Origin of the sequence: Burkholderia sp. Bp9004 (assembly GCF_003858025.1) — a bacterium.
Taxonomy (GTDB): Bacteria; Pseudomonadota; Gammaproteobacteria; order Burkholderiales; family Burkholderiaceae; genus Burkholderia; species Burkholderia diffusa.
In genome coordinates, this window is the sequence record NZ_QTQD01000009.1 from 79,516 (window position 1) to 95,733 (window position 16,218).

A 16,218-nucleotide genomic window follows, 5' to 3' on the forward strand; every position below is an offset into this window, starting at 1 on the left:
CGGACTCAGCGCTGGAAGTCATACAGCGACCCGACGCGCAGGATCTGCGTGAGTTCGTCGAGCGCCGTGCGCGATTCGTCGAGCAGCGTCGGATCGGCGAGGTCTTCCGGTGCGAGACGGTCGCGGTAGTGCTTTTCGATCCACGCGTCGAGCGACGCGAACAGCGTGTCGTTGATCCACACGTTCGACGTGACGGCCGCGCGCTCGGCCTCGTTCAGCACGACGCGCAGGCGCAGGCACGCGGGGCCGCCGCCGTTCTTCATGCTTTCGCGCAGGTCGAACACCAGCACGTCCCGGATCGGCCCGTTGCCGGCCGCGAGCTGGTCCAGATAGGCGGCGACGTTCGCGTTCTCGCGGCACTCCTGCGGCACGACGAGCACCTGCGAGCCGTCCGCGCGCGACAGCAGCTGGCTGTTGAACAGATACGACGTGACAGCGTCGTTCACGCTCACGGCCGCATCGGGCACCTCGATCACGTTCAGGCGCGCGCCGCGCGCGTCGAGCGCGGCGGTCAGCGTGTCGTAGATCGCCTGCTTGTTGACGAACGCGCGCTCGTGCGTGAACAGCGTGTCGCGGTTGCCGACCGAGATCACGTCGTTGTGGAACACGCCTGCATCGATCACGTCCGGATCCTGCTGCGCATAGACCGTCGCCGTCTCGGCGAGACCGTGGCGATGCGCGACCGCGCGGCTCGCCTCGAAGGTCTGGCGCGCCGGGAAGCGCTTCGGCTCCGGGCCGCGGCGATATTCCGCGCGGCCGTATACGAAGAACTCGACGCCCGGCTGGCCGTATTCCGCGCAAAAGCGCGTATGGTTCGCGGCCCCCTCGTCGCCGAGTGCCGGCGTGCCCGTCAGCGCCTCGTGCACCGCGAAGTGCGCGGGATCGGCGAACAGCGTCGACAGCGTGCGGCGCGTCGCTTCGTGCTCGATCGCGCGATGCAGCTTGCTGCACAGGTTGGCCGGCGTGAAGTGCACGCGGCCGTCGCTCGTGTCGGCCGACGGGCTGACGGTGGCCGCGTTCGCGGTCCACATTGCCGACGCCGAGCTCGCCGCGGCGAGCAATTCGGGCGCCTGCTTCGCGGCCTTCGCGATCACGTCCGCGTCCTTGCCGGAGAAGCCGAGCTCGCGCAACAGGCGCAGCGACGGGCGCTCCTGCGGCGGCAGCACGCCTTGCGCGAAGCCGAGATCCGCGAGCTGCTTCATCTTGCGCAGCCCCTGCTTCGCGGCGGCCTTCGGGTTCGCGGCCGACTTCTCGTTGTTGAGCGACGCCACGTTACCGAACGACAGCCCGGCGTAGTTGTGGGTCGGGCCGACGAGTCCGTCGAAATTGGCTTCTTGTGCGTTCATCGTCGTTCCCTCGATCAGAAATGCAGGCCCGGCGACAGGCTCGCGGGCAAGGTCAGTTCGGTGCTTTCCACCGACGCCATCGGATACGCGCAATAGTCGGCCGCGTAGTACGCGCTCGGCCGATGATTGCCCGAGCGGCCCGTGCCGCCGAACGGTGCGGCGGACGATGCACCGTTGGTCGGGCGGTTCCAGTTGACGATCCCCGCCCGGATCGTGCGGCGAAAGTGGTCCCATGCCTGCGCGTCGTCGGCCAGCAAGCCGGCGGACAGGCCGAACGCCGTGTCGTTCGCGCGCTCGATCGCTTCGTCGAACGTCGCGTAGCGGACGATCTGCGCGAGCGGGCCGAAATGCTCTTCGTCGGGCAGGTTCGCCACGCCGGTCACGTCGATGATCGACGCGTTCACGAAACCGAGGCGCGGATCGCGCTGCGTCATCGCGATGATCGGCTTCGCGCCCTGCTCGATCAGACGCGACTGCGCGTCGACGAGCTTCGCGGCCGCGCGTGCCGAGATCACCGCGCCCATGAACGGCTGCGGATCGGCGTCGAACACGTCGGCCGTGATCTTCGACGTGACGTCGGCGAAACGTGCGAGGAAGCGGTCGCCGAACGCGCCTTGCGGCACGAAGATGCGGCGTGCGCACGTGCAGCGCTGGCCGGCCGACAGGAACGCCGACTGGATCGTGTGATGCACGGCCGCGTCGATGTCCTCGACTTCGCCGATCACGAGCGGGTTGTTGCCGCCCATCTCGAGCGCGAGCACGATTTCCGGACGGCCGCCGAACTGCTTGTGCAGCAGCGTGCCGGTGTCCGAGCTGCCGGTGAAGAACAGCCCGTCGATCTGCCGATGATTCGCGAGCGCGATGCCCGTGTCCTTCTCGCCCTGCACGAGGTTCAGCACGCCGGCCGGCAGCCCGGCTTCCTGCCACACCTCGACCGTCGCGCGCGCGACGCCCGGCGCGAGCTCCGACGGCTTGAACACGACCGTGTTGCCCGCGATCAGCGCCGGCACGATATGGCCGTTCGGCAAGTGGCCGGGAAAATTGTACGGGCCGAACACCGCGACGACGCCGTGCGGACGATGGCGCAGCACCGCGACGCCGTCGGCCATGTCCTGGCGCTTCTCGCCGGTGCGTTCCTGGTACGCCTGGATCGAGATGCCGACCTTCGCGGCCATCGCCGCGACTTCGGTGCGCGCTTCCCACAGCGGCTTGCCCGTCTCGCGGCCGATCGCGGTGGCGATCGCTTCCTTGCGCTCGGTGAGCAGCGCCGCGAAGCGCTTGGCGATCGCGCAGCGCGATTCGAAGTCGAGTGCCGACCAGCCGGCGAATGCGCGACGCGCGCTCGCGACCGCGCGGTCGACGTCGGCCGCCGATGCGCTGTCGCCCTGCCATGCGATCGCGTCGGTGCCCGGGTTGCGCGAAGCGAAGACGGGGCCCGAGCCTGCGACCCAGGCGCCGTCGATGAAGAGTTCCGTCATGATTCGTTTATCCCTGTTTGACTTTGAGCGGCAGCACGCGGACCGGATCGCCGGCCTTCACGTCGAGCGCGGCGGCATCGTCGGCCGACAGCACGAACGAGCCATTCGCGACCACGCCCGGCGCGACGCCGACGCGGAAATCGCCGAGCGACGTATTCGACACGAGCGACTTCGGCGGATGGCCGCCCCACGCATCCTCTCGCGCATCCGGCTCGCCGATCGCGACCGGCACGACGACGCTTTCGCGCACCGTGCGCAGGTCGTTGACGTGGCATTCGAGCACCGGGCCCGCGTCGAAGATATCGACGTGATTCTGGTAGCGCAGCCCTTCCGCTTCGAGCATCTTGCGGGCCGGCAGCGTGTCGCGGTGCGTGAGGCCGACCGCGTCCTGCGCGTCCTGCGGCAGCAGGTCGACGTACACCGGATAGCGCGGCATCAGTTCCGCGAGGAACGACTTGCGGCCGTGCGAGCTCAGGTAGTCGGCCGCGTTGAAATCGATCTGGTAGAAGTGCGAACCGACCGCGCGCCAGAACGGCGACGTGCCGTCCTCGTCGAAGTGGCCGCGCAGCTCCGCGCAGATGCGTTCCGGAAAGCGGTCGCGGAACTGCGCAATGAACATGAAGCGCGAGCGCGACAGCAGGCCGCCGACGCCGCCCGTGCGATAGCGCGGGCTCAGGAACAGCGAGCACACTTCCGCGTAGCCAGTCAGGTCGTGCGAGATGTTCAGCGCGTGCATCCGCGTCCACACGCCGAGCTCCTGGCTCGCATGCACGACCGTGCTCACGCGATAGTTGTAGAACGGCTGTTCGAGGCCGACCTGCGACTCGATCCCGCACACGCCCGCGATGTCGCCCGTCTTCGAATCTTCCATCACGAAGAAGTAGCCGGCTTCGCCCGGCGCGGCCTCGCCGTCGAGCGTGCGACGCGTACGTTCGATGCGCGCGGCGAGCGCGTCGCGGTCGGGCTTGAACGTGGTCAGGCCCGGCCCGGTTTCCTTCGCGAGCGACACGAGCGCGTCGACGTCGCCCGTTTGTACGACCCGAACGACGATCATGCTGCGTCTCCCTTCATCTCTTCATCGTCGCGGCGATGCAGCGGCACGCAGCGCACGACATCACCATCCTTCACATCGAGCGCCGCGCGCACGTCGCCGGCCAGCGGCGCGTCGGCCGTGTCGCCCGGCAGGTCGGCCAGCACGCAGCGGAACGATTCGCCGCTGCCCGTCGACACCATGTACGCGACATCGCCCTGCTGACGCGCGGCTTCGCGCACGGTGCGCTCCGCGCCGTGCTTCACGCATGCGGTGCGGTCGACCTGCGCGGTCAGCACCGGGCCCGCGTCGAAGATGTCGACGAAGCGGTCCGGCTCGAAACCTTCCTCGAGATGGATGTCGTAGGCGAGCAGTGCCGTTTCGTTCGGCTCGCCGAGCACGCGCTGCGCCGCTTCCGGCAGCAGCGGCACGTAGAGCGGATACGCCGGCATCACTTCCGCGATGAACGTGCGGCTGCGGCCGCCCGACGCGATGTCGACGTCGGTGAAGTTGCGGCCGAAGAACTTGCGGCCCACCGCTTCCCAGAACGGCGATGCGCCCGTGTCGTCGCTCACGCCGAGCAGCAGCGTGAACACTTCCGGCGTGAAGCGGCGGCGGTTGGCGGCGATGTACATCATCCGCGCACGCGAAATCAGGTGGGCGGCCGCGTCGCCGCGCAGCGACGGATCGACGTAGAAGCCCGCCAGCCGGCTCTTGCCGGTCAGCTCATGCGACATCGTGAGCGCGTGGATCTTGCGGTTCACGTGCAACTCGCGCGACGCGTGGATCAGTGCGTCGTTGCGGAACGCGTAGAACGGTTCCGAGTAGCCGGCCGCGGCCACGATGCTCGCCGTGCCGAGCAGCTTGCCCGTCGACGAATCCTCGAGCACGAAGAGATAGAACTCTTCGCCGGCGAAATCGACGTCCGCGCGAAACGAATCCTCGGAGAGCGCCACGCGCGCTTCGAGCGCCGCGCGGTCGTGCGGCAGCGAGTGCAGGACCGGCTGCGCGGTGCGCGCCATGTGCGCGAGCGCATCGAGATCCGTGAGTTTGCCGGGGCGAACAAATAGCATCGTCGTTCCTGTCTGCGATGGGTGCGCCGATCAGCGCGCGGTGGCTTCCTGGGCCGCGAGCACCTGCTCGACTGCCTTCTCGAAGCGCTTCATGCCTTCGTCGAGCAGGTCGAACGGGATCACGAGCGACGGGACGAAGCGCAGCACGTTCGGGCCCGCGATCAGCATGATCAGGCCGTTCTCGGCGGCGGCGGCGACGAAGTCCTTCGCGCGGCCGTCGAATGCGGCGGTGAGTTCCGCGCCGACCAGCAGGCCCTTGCCGCGGATGTCCTTGAAGATGCCAAAGCGTGCGTTGATGCGTTCCAGCGCGCCCTTCAGCCGAACGCTGCGTTCGCGCACGCCTTCGAGCAATGCAGGATCGCCGATCAGTTCGACGACCTTGTCCGCGATCGCCGACGCGAGCGGGTTGCCGCCGTACGTCGTGCCGTGCACGCCGACCTTGAAGTGTGCGGCCAATTCGTTCGTCGTCAGCATCGCGCCGATCGGGAAGCCGTTGCCGAGCGCTTTCGCGGTCGTGAGGATGTCCGGCGTGACGCCCGTGTCCATGTACGCGTAGAACTGGCCCGTGCGGCCGACGCCCGTTTGCACTTCGTCGAAGATCAGCAGTGCGTCGTTCGCGTCGCATGCTTCGCGCAGTGCCTTCAGGAAGGCCGGATCGGCCGGGATCACCCCGCCTTCGCCCTGCACCGGCTCGACGATCACCGCGCAGGTTTGCGGGCCGATCGCGGCCTTCGCGGCTTCGATGTCGTTGAACGGCAGGTGCTTGATGCCGGCCGGCACCGGGCCGAAGCCTTCCGAGTATTTCGGCTGGCCGCCGACGCTGACCGTGAAGAACGTGCGGCCGTGGAACGACTGGACGAACGACACGATTTCGTATTTGTCGGCGCCATGGCGGTCGAATGCGACGCGGCGTGCGAGTTTCAGCGCGGCTTCGTTCGCTTCCGCGCCCGAGTTCGCGAAGAACGCGCGGTCGGCGAAGGTCAGCGATTCGAGGCGCTTGGCGAGGCGCAGCACCGGCTCGTTCGTGTAGCCGTTGCCGATGTGCCAGAGCTTGCGGCCTTGTTCGTCCAGGACCTTCAGCAGTTCCGGGTGGCCGTGGCCCAGCGACGTCACTGCGATGCCGCACGCGAAATCCACATACTCGCGGCCGGCCGTGTCCCACACGCGCGAGCCCTCTGCACGGTCCGGCACGAACGGCGCGGGGGAGAATACCGGCACCATCACTTCATCGAATGTCTGGCGGGTCACGGTCGAGGTCGTCATGGTCGTTCCTTTCGGTTTCGTAAGAGGGTTCAACAGGATCAAGTTTAGGTAAGGGTGACGCAAGCGTCTTGCGGATTTGCGACGGGTTCTATCGGAAGCGCTTTTCTTCGGTCTATTTTGCCCTTCCCGGCGGGGGGGTCGGGGGTGGCGGTGTTTTTTTGGGGGCTTCTCGGGTGGTGCGCCCACGTTCTTCGCGAAGCACCTGTGATCGTGTCGGTCTATTAGCGTCGCCCCTGCGCGGGGCGGCGGTTACTTTTCTTTGTCTTGCCAAAGAAAAGTAACCAAAAGAAAGGCGCTGTGAAAACGCATGACCTCCCGGTGCCGTGGTCAACAAAGTGGCCCTCGCCTAAGTGTCCGCGCCAGTCAGGAAACCGGAGTGGTTCGAGCAATGGTTCTGACTCGTCGCACCACCCGACGGAGCGGTATACCGCCCGCTAGCTCCATCCTCGCTTCGCTCGGCTGCAAGGTACATCCCCTCAGGCAGCACTATCGAAATAATCCACGCCCAGAATCCGGGACGCATGCGATCCGCATCCCTTACTTCAGAAAAAGGGACGCACTCAACGCACATGCGGAAACGCGCGCCGGCATAGCGCCGCTGGCCCAGCATTGATGGCAGACAACCGGCCCGACCATACAAACGGCGAGCGTGCCGGCCCCGGCAATGCTTCGCGAGTGGAAGCACATAAACGCAAACCGCGCGGCTTGAAGTACCTTGCAGCCGAGCGAAGCGAGGATGGAGCTCGCGGGCGGTATACCGCTTTGTTGTGTGGTGAGAGGTGTCAGAACCATTGCTCGAACCACTCCGGTTTCCTGATTGGCGCCGACACTTTTAGGCGAGGGCCACTTCGTGGGCCACGGCACCGGGAAGTCATGCGTTTTCACAGCGCCTTTCTTTTGGTTACTTTTCTTTGGCAAGACAAAGAAAAGTAACCGCCGCCCCGCGCAGGGGCGACGCTAATAGACCGACACGATCACAGGTGCTTCACGCCAACCGGCGAGCAACCCACGAGAATCAATCCTTCGCCCCGCGCTCGACCAACGCCCCCCCGCGAGGCTCACTCCCGGTTTGCTTTTCGAGCCAGGCTCGCCGGTCCTCGCGTGGCGTCACGCCGAACCGCTCCCGATAGGCATTGGAAAAATGCGCAGCAGAAGAAAACCCACAAGCGAGACTGACCTGCACGACCGATTTGCTCGTGCGCTGCAACTGCGTCCTTGCCTTGAGCAACCGGAGATTGAGGTAATACTTGGAGGGCATCGCCCCGAGATACTGCCGAAAGAGCCTTTCGAGCTGCCGCCGCGACACGCCCACGAGCCCGGCGATCTCGTCGGTCGTCAGGGGATCCTCGATATTGGCTTCCATCAACAGCAATGCATCGTTCAGCCGAGGATGCCGCTCGCCCGGCGCAGTCACGAAAGGAATCCGCTGCCGCTCCTCGCCGCTGCGCAGCGTGCCGGCCCCGAGCGCATCGGCAATCCGCTCACCGAGATCGGGCCCATGTTCCCGGCCGATCATGGCCAGCATGAAATCCACGGTAGCCTGCCCACCCGCGCAGGTCGCGCGGTCCCGATCGATCTCGAAGATCTGCTGCGTGACGATCGACCGCTCGAACTGCTCGGCGAACTGCTGATACGTCTCCCAGTTCACGCTCACGCGATATCCGGAAAGCTGTCCGGCCATCGCAAGCCACCACACGCCGTGATGAATGCCGGTCACGACCGGCGTCCGCTGCCCGACCCGCGCGAGACTCGCGAGAAACAACCGGTAGTCGGCAAACTGCTGAAACCGCTCCGACACGACGATCAGCCAGTCGCACGCGATCGCATCGTTGAACGCCGCATCGGCATGCCACTGCGCCCCGCCGACGAGCGGCACCGGCCGCCCGTCCCACGAACACACCTGCCAGCGATACAGCAAGCGCCCGTCGATCTCGTTCGCGAGATGCAACGCATCGACGATCGGACCCACGCCCGACATCGACACGGGCGGCAATGCAACGATCACCACCTGCGTCGTGCGGGTGGCGCCTGCGGGACGAGACACCGGTACCACGTATGAAACCCGCCCTTCGCGTTACTTGAGACTGCCCGACAGGAACTGCTTCAGACGCTCGCTCTGCGGACGCACCAGCACCTCCTTCGGATCACCCTCTTCCTCGGTCCGCCCCTGATGCAGGAACATCACGTGGTTCGACACGTTGCGCGCGAAACCCATCTCGTGCGTGACGACGATCATCGTGCGGCCTTCCTCGGCCAGCTTCTGCATCACCTTCAGCACTTCGCCGACCAGTTCCGGGTCGAGCGCCGAGGTCGGCTCGTCGAACAGCATCACGTCGGGATGCATCGCCAGCGCACGCGCGATCGCGACACGCTGCTGCTGGCCGCCCGAAAGATGCGACGGATACTGCTTCTCGACGCGCGGCGCGAGGCCGACCTTTTCGAGATACTCGCGCGCACGCTCCTCGGCTTCCTTCTTCGAAATGCCGAGCACGTGCACCGGCGCTTCCATCACGTTCCCGAGCACGTTCATGTGCGCCCACAGATTGAAGTGCTGGAACACCATCGCGAGCTTCGTGCGGATGCGCTGCAACTGCTTGTGATCGGCAACCTCGAGCGCGCCGGCGCGGTCGGTCTTCGTGCGCACCGCCTCGCCGTCGACGACGATCTGCCCCGCATTCGGCCGCTCGAGAAAATTGATGCAGCGCAGGAACGTGCTCTTGCCCGAACCGCTCGCACCGATGATGCTGATGACGTCGCCCGCCTTCGCGTTCAACGATACGCCCTTGAGCACCTCGTTGTCGCCGTAGCGCTTGTGAATGTCGACCGCTGCAAGCTTGACGGAAGCGGACGCGCTCGTTTGAGTGATCTCGGCCAACTGGCTCTCCTCGAAGTGAAATCAATGACGGCCGGCCGCGAGATACGCGAGCCAGTGGCGCTCCGCCCGGCGAAATGCCGCGACGAGTGCGAACGATACCGCAAGATAGATCAGCGCGGCGATTCCGAACGACTGGAACGCCATGTAGGTCGCGGAATTGGCGTCGCGCGCGACCTTCAGGATGTCGGGCACGGTCGCCGTGAACGCGACGGTGGTCGCGTGCAGCATCAGGATCACCTCGTTGCTGTACAGCGGCAGCGCGCGGCGCAGCGCCGACGGCAGGATCACCCGGCGGTACATCGTGAACGGCGACATCCCGTAAGCACGCGCTGCCTCGACCTCGCCGTGCGGAATCGCGCGAATCGCGCCGGCGAAGATCTCGGTCGTATACGCGCAGGTGTTCAGCGCGAACGCGAGGATCGCGCAATTGAAGCCGCTGCGGAAAAACGCGTCGAGCAGCGAGTGCGACCGCACGAACTCGAGGCTGTACATGCCCGTGTACATCAGCAGCAGTTGCACGTAGAGCGGCGTGCCGCGGAACACGTACGTGTAGAACCGCACCGGCATCGAAAGCCACTTCTTCTTCGATACGCGCGCGACCGCGAGCGGCACTGCGCACACGAAGCCGAGCGAAATCGACGCGACGAGCAGCCACAACGTCACCGCAAGGCCGGAGAGGCGCTGGCCGTCCCAGTAAAGGAACGCCTGGCCGAATTCCTGGAGGATCTCGATCATAGTTCTGCGTGCCGCACGCCCATGGAATAACGCTTCTCGAGCTGGATCAGCACGAGGTTGGAAACGGTCGTGATCGCGAGGTAGATCAGCGCCGCGACGAGGATGAAGAAGAACATGTTGAACGTGCTCTTGCCGGCGTCCTGCGCGGCCTTCACGACGTCCGCGAGACCGATGATCGACACCAGCGCGGTCGCCTTCACAAGCACCTGCCAGTTGTTGCCGATGCCCGGCAGCGCGAAACGCATCATCTGCGGAAACATGATCCGCACGAACACGCGCATGCCGCTCATCCCGTACGCCGCGCCGGCCTCGAGCTGGCCGCGCGGCACCGACAGGAACGCACCGCGGAACGTCTCGGTGAAGTACGCGCCGTAGATGAAGCCGAGCGTCAGCACGCCGGCGACGAACGGGTCGATGTCGATCTGGTCCCAGCCGACGAGGTCGGTGAACTGGTTCAGCCAGATCTGGATGCTGTAGAACAGCAGCAGCATCAGGACGAGATCGGGCACCGAGCGGATGAGCGTCGTATAACCGGTCGCGATCGCTCGCAGCACCCGGTTGTGCGACAGCTTCGCCACCGCGCCGATCAGCCCCAGCGCCACCGCGGCGGCGAGCGACAGCACCGACAGTTCGATGGTCTGCACGGTGCCGGCCCAGAGAACAGGACCAAAGCCGTAAAGGAACACGCGCGTCTCCAGTGTTGATATGAACACCGGCGCGCATACCTTTCCGCGCCGGGCTGACGCGGATAGTCGCAAGCGAAATTGATTGCCTCAAATCACCGTGCACGCGATTGCTGCGCCGCAGCAATTCGTCCCACCATTTGCAGGCACGGCCTACGCCACTGTTTCAAAAGGAAAAAAGCCGCTTCCTGACAGTCGGATGACACGCAGGGAAGCGGACTTTTTGCAATTTTCCGGTCGCTTTTTCGATATAGCGCCGCAGCCGGTCTCACCGCCCCTTCAGGATGTCGGAGCGCGAAGTCGTATAGACAAGCCCGTCCGGGCCGAAATGAACGTTAAAGAATGCGTCGGTGTTCACGCCGTCCTCGAGCCAGCGCCAGCTCCACACCGTCTCGGGTTTCAGCGGGTACTGCGCGATGTCGCCCGGCTTGCCGAGCAGGCGCCGCACCTCGTCCTCGGTCATCCCGGGACGCACCTTCGCGAAATTCTCGGCGGTCAGCACCTGCGTCGCGCCCGTGTAGTGCCCGCTCGCGTCGAGGTCGACGAACCAGGTCTGGTTGCCCATCGGGCCGCGCGGATATTCGAGGCGCTTCGAGCCGTCGGTGAAGGCGCGCTCGGTCTCGGGCTTGCCCATCGTGGCGCGCACGTCGGCTTCGGTGGATACGCCGGCCTTCAGCCCCTTGAGCAGCAGCGGTGCCGGCTTGATCGCGTTGAAAAAGTCCCTGATGCGTTGCACGTCGAAATTGCCTTGCTTGTCGTCGCAGCCGGTCAGCGCCAGCGCGGCGGCCAGCATCGTCACGGGAAGAAGCCGGAAACGGAAAATCATCAGAAGAAATGCGCGTCGAGAAAACACGCGGCAAGGATACCCGCGCGACGCCAAAAGCGCGAGACGGGCGCGCGGCCCGTCTCGTGTTCAATGCATCGTTTCGGTTTCCACCTCGGCCTCGCGGCTCGCCTGCGCCGCGCGCGCCCCGGCCGGCGCGGCCTTGATCCGGCGGCGCGTGCGCACCAGTTCGGCCAGCTGCCACGAACCGAGCGCCAGGCAGCCGAACAGCACCTCGCGGCCGCGCTTGACCAGCGCGAGCGACAGCGCCGTCTCGCGATCGACGCCGAACATCTGCGCGAGCAGCACGACGGTCGCCTCCTGCACGCCGAGACCGCCCGGCACCATGAACGCCGCATGCCGCACGGCCTGCGTCATCGCCTCGATGGCGATCGCGCCGCCGATCGATACCGGATGGCCGAGCAGCGCGAGCGCCCAGTAAATTTCGAGCGCGCCGAGCACATAGCCGGACAGCTGCCAGAAGAACGCGCTGAACAGCAGGCCGGTGCGCGACATCAGGCCATCGATGTCGGCGTCGAGCCGCTTGCCGTCGACGCCCTGCAGCAACCGGTGCGAATCGCCGAGCAGACGCCCCGCGAATCGCTCGATCGCGTGGAAGATTCCGCCGCGCCGCATCAGCACGACGCCGAGCACCGGCAGCGGCAGCGTCAGCAGCAGCGCGAGGCCGATCGTGCCGCCGCCCATGTCGTGCGTCGTCGCGAGCAGCAGCACGAGGCCGAGCGCGGCAAACGCATACTGGACCACGATCGTCACCAGCACCTCGACGATCACCGACGCGGTCACGCGGCTCGCATCGGGCACCTGCCAGCGCGCCATCCGGATCCCGACCAGCTCGCCGCCGATCCCGACCACCGGCAGCAGCCGGTTCACAGCTTCGCGCACGGTCGCGACCCACCACAGGAACGACAGCGGCGCGCGCCGGTCGAGCAACTGGTGCCACGCATACGCGTCGAGCAGCAGCGGCAGTGCGTGGAACGGCACGAGCCACAGCAGCGCGAAACCGGCGCGCTCGAGCATCTGGGTAACGTCGCCGATGCCTTCGTGCAACCCGAGCGCGAGGAGGATGCCGATGCCGAGCGGCCAGCCGAGCCATTTGATCCACTTGGTCATGACGGCTGCGCTCCCGGTGCGCGCGACGATTGCGCGCCGCGCCGCACTGCGGGCTGGCCGAATACGTCGGCAAAACCGCCGGTCGCGACGCCTGCGGCCTTCAGCGCGGCCGCGACGCGCGGCGACAGCAGCGCGTCCAGTTCGTCGACCGGACGGTAATCGGCCATGGTCGGCGTGATCGGGCCGTCGCCCGCTTCGGCCGGATGACAGTAGATCTCGCCGACTCCGGGCGGCAGCTTGGTCAGCGCGTCGAGCAGCACGGCCTCGTCCATCGCGCCCGTATGCTCGATCCCGACCACATAGTCGTTATGTGCGAGCCCCGCGCGGTCGAGCCGCGCGCGCACCAGCGCGATCCACGGCTTGAGCAGCGCGGGCGCGCTCGTTTCGTACGGCAGCCGCACCGCGCGCAGCCCGTAGTCGCGGCCGATCTCGATGATCATCGACAGCACGGTCGGATGCAGGTGGAAATGCTTGTGCGCGTTCACGTGGTCGAGCGGCAGGCCGCTCGCCGCAAAAACTTCGAACTGCGCGCGGATCTCGCGGCGCAGCTGCGCGCGCACGTGCGGCAGGAAGAAGAAGCGGCAGCCGTCCTTCGCCATCGCGTCGCCGAACCGCCCGTCGGGGCCGACGAGCGCGGGGATCTCATGCGCGGGCAGCGTGGCAGGCCCGTCCGCGAGGACCAGATGCAGGCCGACCGCGAGTGACGGCAGGCGCCGCGCGCGTTCGATCGCATCCTGCGCCGCGGGCGCACCGACCATCAGGCTCGCGGCGTTCAGCACGCCGTCGCGATGCGCGCGCTCGACCGCCGCGTTGACGCGCGGGTGCAGCCCGAAGTCGTCCGCGGTGAAGATCAGCGCCCGCGCCGCCCGCTGCGTCGTCACGAATCAGGCCTCGTGCGCGCGCAGGAAGCGGAAGAACTCGACGCCTTCGCGCAGCCGGCGCTTCATCATGTCCCAGCTCGTCAGCATTTCGCGGACGATCTCCCAGATCTTCGACGGACGGAAGTAGAACTGGCGATAGAACTGCTCGAGGTGGTGATAGATCTCGTCGCGCGACAGGTGCGCATAGCCGATCGCCGCCAGCTGCACGCCTTCCTTGCTCACCAGGTTGATGGTCTTGTTCTCTTCCATCCAGCCGTTTTCCACGGCCTGCTTGTAGAGCGTCGTGCCCGGATACGGCGCGGCGAGCGACACCTGGATCGTGTGCGGATTGATTTCCTTCGCGTACTCGATCGTCTTCTTGATGGTTTCCTGCGTCTCGCCCGGCAGGCCGAGAATGAAGGTGCCGTGGATCTTGATGCCGAGCTTCTTGCAGTCCGCGCTGAAGCGGCGCGCGAAATCGGTGCGCACGCCCTTCTTGATGTTCACGAGGATCTGGTCGTCGCCGGATTCGAAGCCGACCAGCAGCAGGCGCAGGCCGTTTTCCTTCATGACCTTCAGCGTCTTGTACGGCACGTTCGCCTTCGCGTTGCACGACCACGTCATGCCGAGCTTGCCCAGGCCGATAGCGATGGCTTCGGCGCGCGGCAGGTCGTCGGTGAAGGTGTCGTCATCGAACATCAGTTCCTTCACTTCGGGCATGTTGTCGCGGATCCACTTCGCTTCGGCGAGCACGTTCTCGACCGAGCGCGTGCGGTAGCGGTGGCCGCTGACCGTCTGCGGCCACAGGCAGAACGTGCAGCGCGACTTGCAGCCGCGGCCCGTATAGATCGACACGTACGGGTAGTTCAGGTAGCCGATGAAGTAGTTGTCGATCTTCAGGTCGCGCTTGTAGACGGGCGCGACGAACGGCAGTTCGTCCATGTTCTCGAGGATCGGACGCGCTTCGTTGTGCTCGATCGAGCCGTCCTTCGCGCGCCAGCTCAAGCCCTTGATCTCGGGGAACGGCTTGCCTTCGGCGATTTCCTTGCAGGTGTAGTCGAATTCCTCGCGGCACACGAAGTCGATCGCCTCGCTCGCCGTGAGCGAATTGTGCGGATCGACCATCACCTTCGCGCCCACCATGCCGACCAGCATCGACGGCTTCATCTTCTTCAGATCCTGCGCGAACATCGCGTCGGTCGGGAAGGACGGCGTGCTCGTGTGGATGATCACGAGATCGTAGTCGTTGGCGATCTTCAGCGTCTCTTCGACCGACAGGCCGTCGGCCGGCGCGTCGACGACGCGGCTGCCCGGCACGAGCGCCGCCGGCTGCGCGAGCCACGTCGGGTACCAGAAGGAACGGATTTCGCGCTTCGCCTGGTAGCGCGAACCGGCTCCGCCGTCGAAGCCGTCATACGAAGGGGCCTGCAAGAACAGCGTTTTCATGAATGCTCCGGTAGCCTGCATAGTTCGATTCGTTTTCAACGATTCAGTCAATCAACCGCGGGCCGCCCTGCCGGCGCCCGCCTCTCTGTCATGTCGCGTCGCGCGGGCGTTGCCGCGCGGCGCGTCTCGGCCTTCGGGCCGGATTCGATCGGGACCGCACGCATGGCCGGCTCCCTCGGGGAACGCACCTCAGCGGCCGTCCCCGCCTTCCACTGCCGCCGTCGCGCGTTCGCCGCCGACGACCGTCATCCTCGCGCCACGCCATACGACGTGCGTGCCGAACGCGGCCGCGAGCCATTCGAGCGCGAGCAGCGTGTCGCGCACCGCGACGAGCGGCAGATCGCGCCAGAAGGCGCACCAGCCGTCCTCGCCGCGCGCGTGCAGCACGAGCCGCCCGAACGCACCGACGACGGCCGCGCCACCCGCCAGCGTCCCGGCGACGGTGCCGTCGAGGCGCAGTGCCAGTGCCGCGCCGATCGCGAGCCACGGCGCGGTAAACGTGATGAACAGGAACGCGAAGCCGGCCGGATTCAGCGAACGGATCGTGCGCAGCCAGCGCGTCTCGCGGTGCCAGAGCGGCCCGAACGACGGCTCGATCACGTCGGTCGCGACCTCGACCTCGGACAGCACGGTGCGCCGCCCGAGGCGACGCGGCAGCTCGGCAAGCCAGAAATCGTCGGCCAGTTCGTCCTTCAACGCGATGAAGCCGCCGATCCGGGCGAGCGTGTCGCGCGTCAGCGCGAGCGTCGCGCCGAAGCCGAAGCGGCTCGAGCGGCCGAGGTGCGTGATCCGTACCGACGGCGCGAACCAGGCATCGACGAACTGCGCGCCGATCCGCGTCCAGAACCCGCCGACGCTGCGCGCATGATACAGGCACGTGACGACCCCGACCGACGCGTCGGCGAGCGGCGCCGTCACGCGCTCCAGATAATCCGGCTTCACCGCGATGTCGCTGTCCGCGATCACGATGCGGCCATACTTCGCCCGCTCGGCCAGATTGATCAGGTTGCTGACCTTCAGGTTCTTGCCGTGCACGCGCGCGTCAATCACGAGCGTGATGTCGCATTCGGGATAATCGGCGCGCAGCCGCTCCACCACGGCGATGGCCGGATCAGCCGCCGAAGCGACCCCGAACAGCACTTCATGGCGCGGGTGGCTCTGCTCGCAGAACGTCGCGAGGTTCTCGTACAGGTGCGGCTCCGCGCCGCACAGCGGTTTGAGCACACTGACTGGCTCGAAGCCGTCGCGCGCGGCGGTGCGCGGCGTGCGCGGCTGCGGCGCGAACGCGGCGACGAGCGCGTAGCCAGCCGCGGCCAGCGTGAACACGGTCAGGAGCCAGTCCAGCAGCGTGACGGCCGGCGTCATGCGCGATGCCCTCCGGCAACGCGCGCGCCCTGCCGATCGATCGAACCGGGTTGAACGTGATTGGATATTCCGACAGCAACGAACGCGGGCACGACCCGACTCCTTGTTCC

14 protein-coding genes are annotated in these 16,218 nt (G+C 66.4%); all 14 read right to left on the reverse strand.

All coding sequences use genetic code 11. The annotated features are described in order from the left end of the window. Positions 1–5: 5 nt before the first annotated feature. The 14 genes from astB to hpnI all read right to left on the reverse strand — a co-directional run bounded on the left by astB (position 6) and on the right by hpnI (position 16,108). On the reverse strand, positions 6–1,346 hold the full coding sequence (gene astB / locus DIE08_RS12760; protein WP_124623251.1) for an N-succinylarginine dihydrolase: 1,341 nt from the start codon (positions 1,344–1,346) through the stop codon (positions 6–8). Between the two features lie 14 nt (positions 1,347–1,360). Continuing rightward, the gene (gene astD, locus DIE08_RS12765) at positions 1,361–2,824 is read right to left on the reverse strand and encodes a succinylglutamate-semialdehyde dehydrogenase (RefSeq protein ID WP_124902086.1); all 1,464 of its coding nucleotides are present in this window, start codon (positions 2,822–2,824) and stop codon (positions 1,361–1,363) included. 7 nt (positions 2,825–2,831) lie between these two features. After that, positions 2,832–3,878: an arginine N-succinyltransferase gene (astA, locus tag DIE08_RS12770; RefSeq protein WP_124623255.1), complete on the reverse strand. Its 1,047-nt coding sequence runs from the start codon at positions 3,876–3,878 to the stop codon at positions 2,832–2,834. Next, the gene (aruF, locus tag DIE08_RS12775; RefSeq protein ID WP_124623257.1) at positions 3,875–4,927 is read right to left on the reverse strand and encodes an arginine/ornithine succinyltransferase subunit alpha; all 1,053 of its coding nucleotides are present in this window, start codon (positions 4,925–4,927) and stop codon (positions 3,875–3,877) included. Before aruF ends, astA begins: the two co-directional genes overlap by 4 nt. A gap of 30 nt (positions 4,928–4,957) precedes the next feature. Continuing rightward, a complete protein-coding gene (locus DIE08_RS12780; RefSeq protein ID WP_059603334.1) occupies positions 4,958–6,190 on the reverse strand; it encodes an aspartate aminotransferase family protein in 1,233 nt (410 codons plus the stop codon). A gap of 1,015 nt (positions 6,191–7,205) precedes the next feature. Continuing rightward, complete coding sequence (locus tag DIE08_RS12795) at positions 7,206–8,243, reverse strand: GlxA family transcriptional regulator (RefSeq protein WP_059599151.1); 1,038 nt, start codon at positions 8,241–8,243, stop codon at positions 7,206–7,208. A 21-nt stretch (positions 8,244–8,264) separates the two neighbouring features. Next, positions 8,265–9,065 carry an ABC transporter ATP-binding protein gene (locus DIE08_RS12800; protein WP_124902087.1) on the reverse strand — a complete coding sequence of 267 codons (801 nt, stop codon included), beginning with the start codon at positions 9,063–9,065 and terminating at the stop codon, positions 8,265–8,267. A 21-nt stretch (positions 9,066–9,086) separates the two neighbouring features. Then, entirely contained in the window at positions 9,087–9,800 is a 714-nt protein-coding gene (locus DIE08_RS12805) for an ABC transporter permease (protein ID WP_059447650.1), read from the reverse strand. Continuing rightward, positions 9,797–10,486, reverse strand: a complete 690-nt coding sequence (locus DIE08_RS12810) for an ABC transporter permease (protein WP_059523652.1) — start codon at positions 10,484–10,486, stop codon at positions 9,797–9,799. The genes DIE08_RS12805 and DIE08_RS12810 overlap by 4 nt, the downstream gene beginning before the upstream one ends. Before the next feature lie 265 nt (positions 10,487–10,751). Beyond that, positions 10,752–11,309, reverse strand: a complete 558-nt coding sequence (locus DIE08_RS12815) for a hypothetical protein (protein WP_059599148.1) — start codon at positions 11,307–11,309, stop codon at positions 10,752–10,754. 87 nt (positions 11,310–11,396) lie between these two features. Next, on the reverse strand, positions 11,397–12,437 hold the full coding sequence (locus tag DIE08_RS12820) for a lysylphosphatidylglycerol synthase domain-containing protein (RefSeq protein ID WP_124623267.1): 1,041 nt from the start codon (positions 12,435–12,437) through the stop codon (positions 11,397–11,399). After that, positions 12,434–13,318 (reverse strand): hopanoid biosynthesis-associated protein HpnK, encoded by an 885-nt coding sequence (hpnK, locus tag DIE08_RS12825; RefSeq protein WP_124902088.1) that lies wholly within the window; start codon positions 13,316–13,318, stop codon positions 12,434–12,436. The genes DIE08_RS12820 and hpnK overlap by 4 nt, the downstream gene beginning before the upstream one ends. A gap of 3 nt (positions 13,319–13,321) precedes the next feature. Beyond that, a complete protein-coding gene (gene hpnJ / locus DIE08_RS12830; RefSeq protein ID WP_306426965.1) occupies positions 13,322–14,764 on the reverse strand; it encodes a hopanoid biosynthesis associated radical SAM protein HpnJ in 1,443 nt (480 codons plus the stop codon). Positions 14,765–14,932: 168 nt separating this feature from the next. Further along, complete coding sequence (gene hpnI / locus DIE08_RS12835) at positions 14,933–16,108, reverse strand: bacteriohopanetetrol glucosamine biosynthesis glycosyltransferase HpnI (RefSeq protein WP_124902089.1); 1,176 nt, start codon at positions 16,106–16,108, stop codon at positions 14,933–14,935. Positions 16,109–16,218: the final 110 nt, after the last annotated feature.

What these genes read in the sequence shown, in the direction of transcription:
- astD (WP_124902086.1), bottom strand. Translation starts at nt 2,824, where the DNA reads ATGACGGAACTCTTCATCGACGGCGCCTGGGTCGCAGGCTCGGGCCCC.
- DIE08_RS12780 (WP_059603334.1), bottom strand. Translation starts at nt 6,190, where the DNA reads ATGACGACCTCGACCGTGACCCGCCAGACATTCGATGAAGTGATGGTG.
- hpnI (WP_124902089.1), bottom strand. Translation starts at nt 16,108, where the DNA reads ATGACGCCGGCCGTCACGCTGCTGGACTGGCTCCTGACCGTGTTCACG.
- DIE08_RS12815 (WP_059599148.1), bottom strand. Translation starts at nt 11,309, where the DNA reads ATGATTTTCCGTTTCCGGCTTCTTCCCGTGACGATGCTGGCCGCCGCG.
- astA (WP_124623255.1), bottom strand. Translation starts at nt 3,878, where the DNA reads ATGATCGTCGTTCGGGTCGTACAAACGGGCGACGTCGACGCGCTCGTG.
- DIE08_RS12805 (WP_059447650.1), bottom strand. Translation starts at nt 9,800, where the DNA reads ATGATCGAGATCCTCCAGGAATTCGGCCAGGCGTTCCTTTACTGGGAC.
- hpnJ (WP_306426965.1), bottom strand. Translation starts at nt 14,764, where the DNA reads ATGCAGGCTACCGGAGCATTCATGAAAACGCTGTTCTTGCAGGCCCCT.
- aruF (WP_124623257.1), bottom strand. Translation starts at nt 4,927, where the DNA reads ATGCTATTTGTTCGCCCCGGCAAACTCACGGATCTCGATGCGCTCGCG.
- DIE08_RS12820 (WP_124623267.1), bottom strand. Translation starts at nt 12,437, where the DNA reads ATGACCAAGTGGATCAAATGGCTCGGCTGGCCGCTCGGCATCGGCATC.
- astB (WP_124623251.1), bottom strand. Translation starts at nt 1,346, where the DNA reads ATGAACGCACAAGAAGCCAATTTCGACGGACTCGTCGGCCCGACCCAC.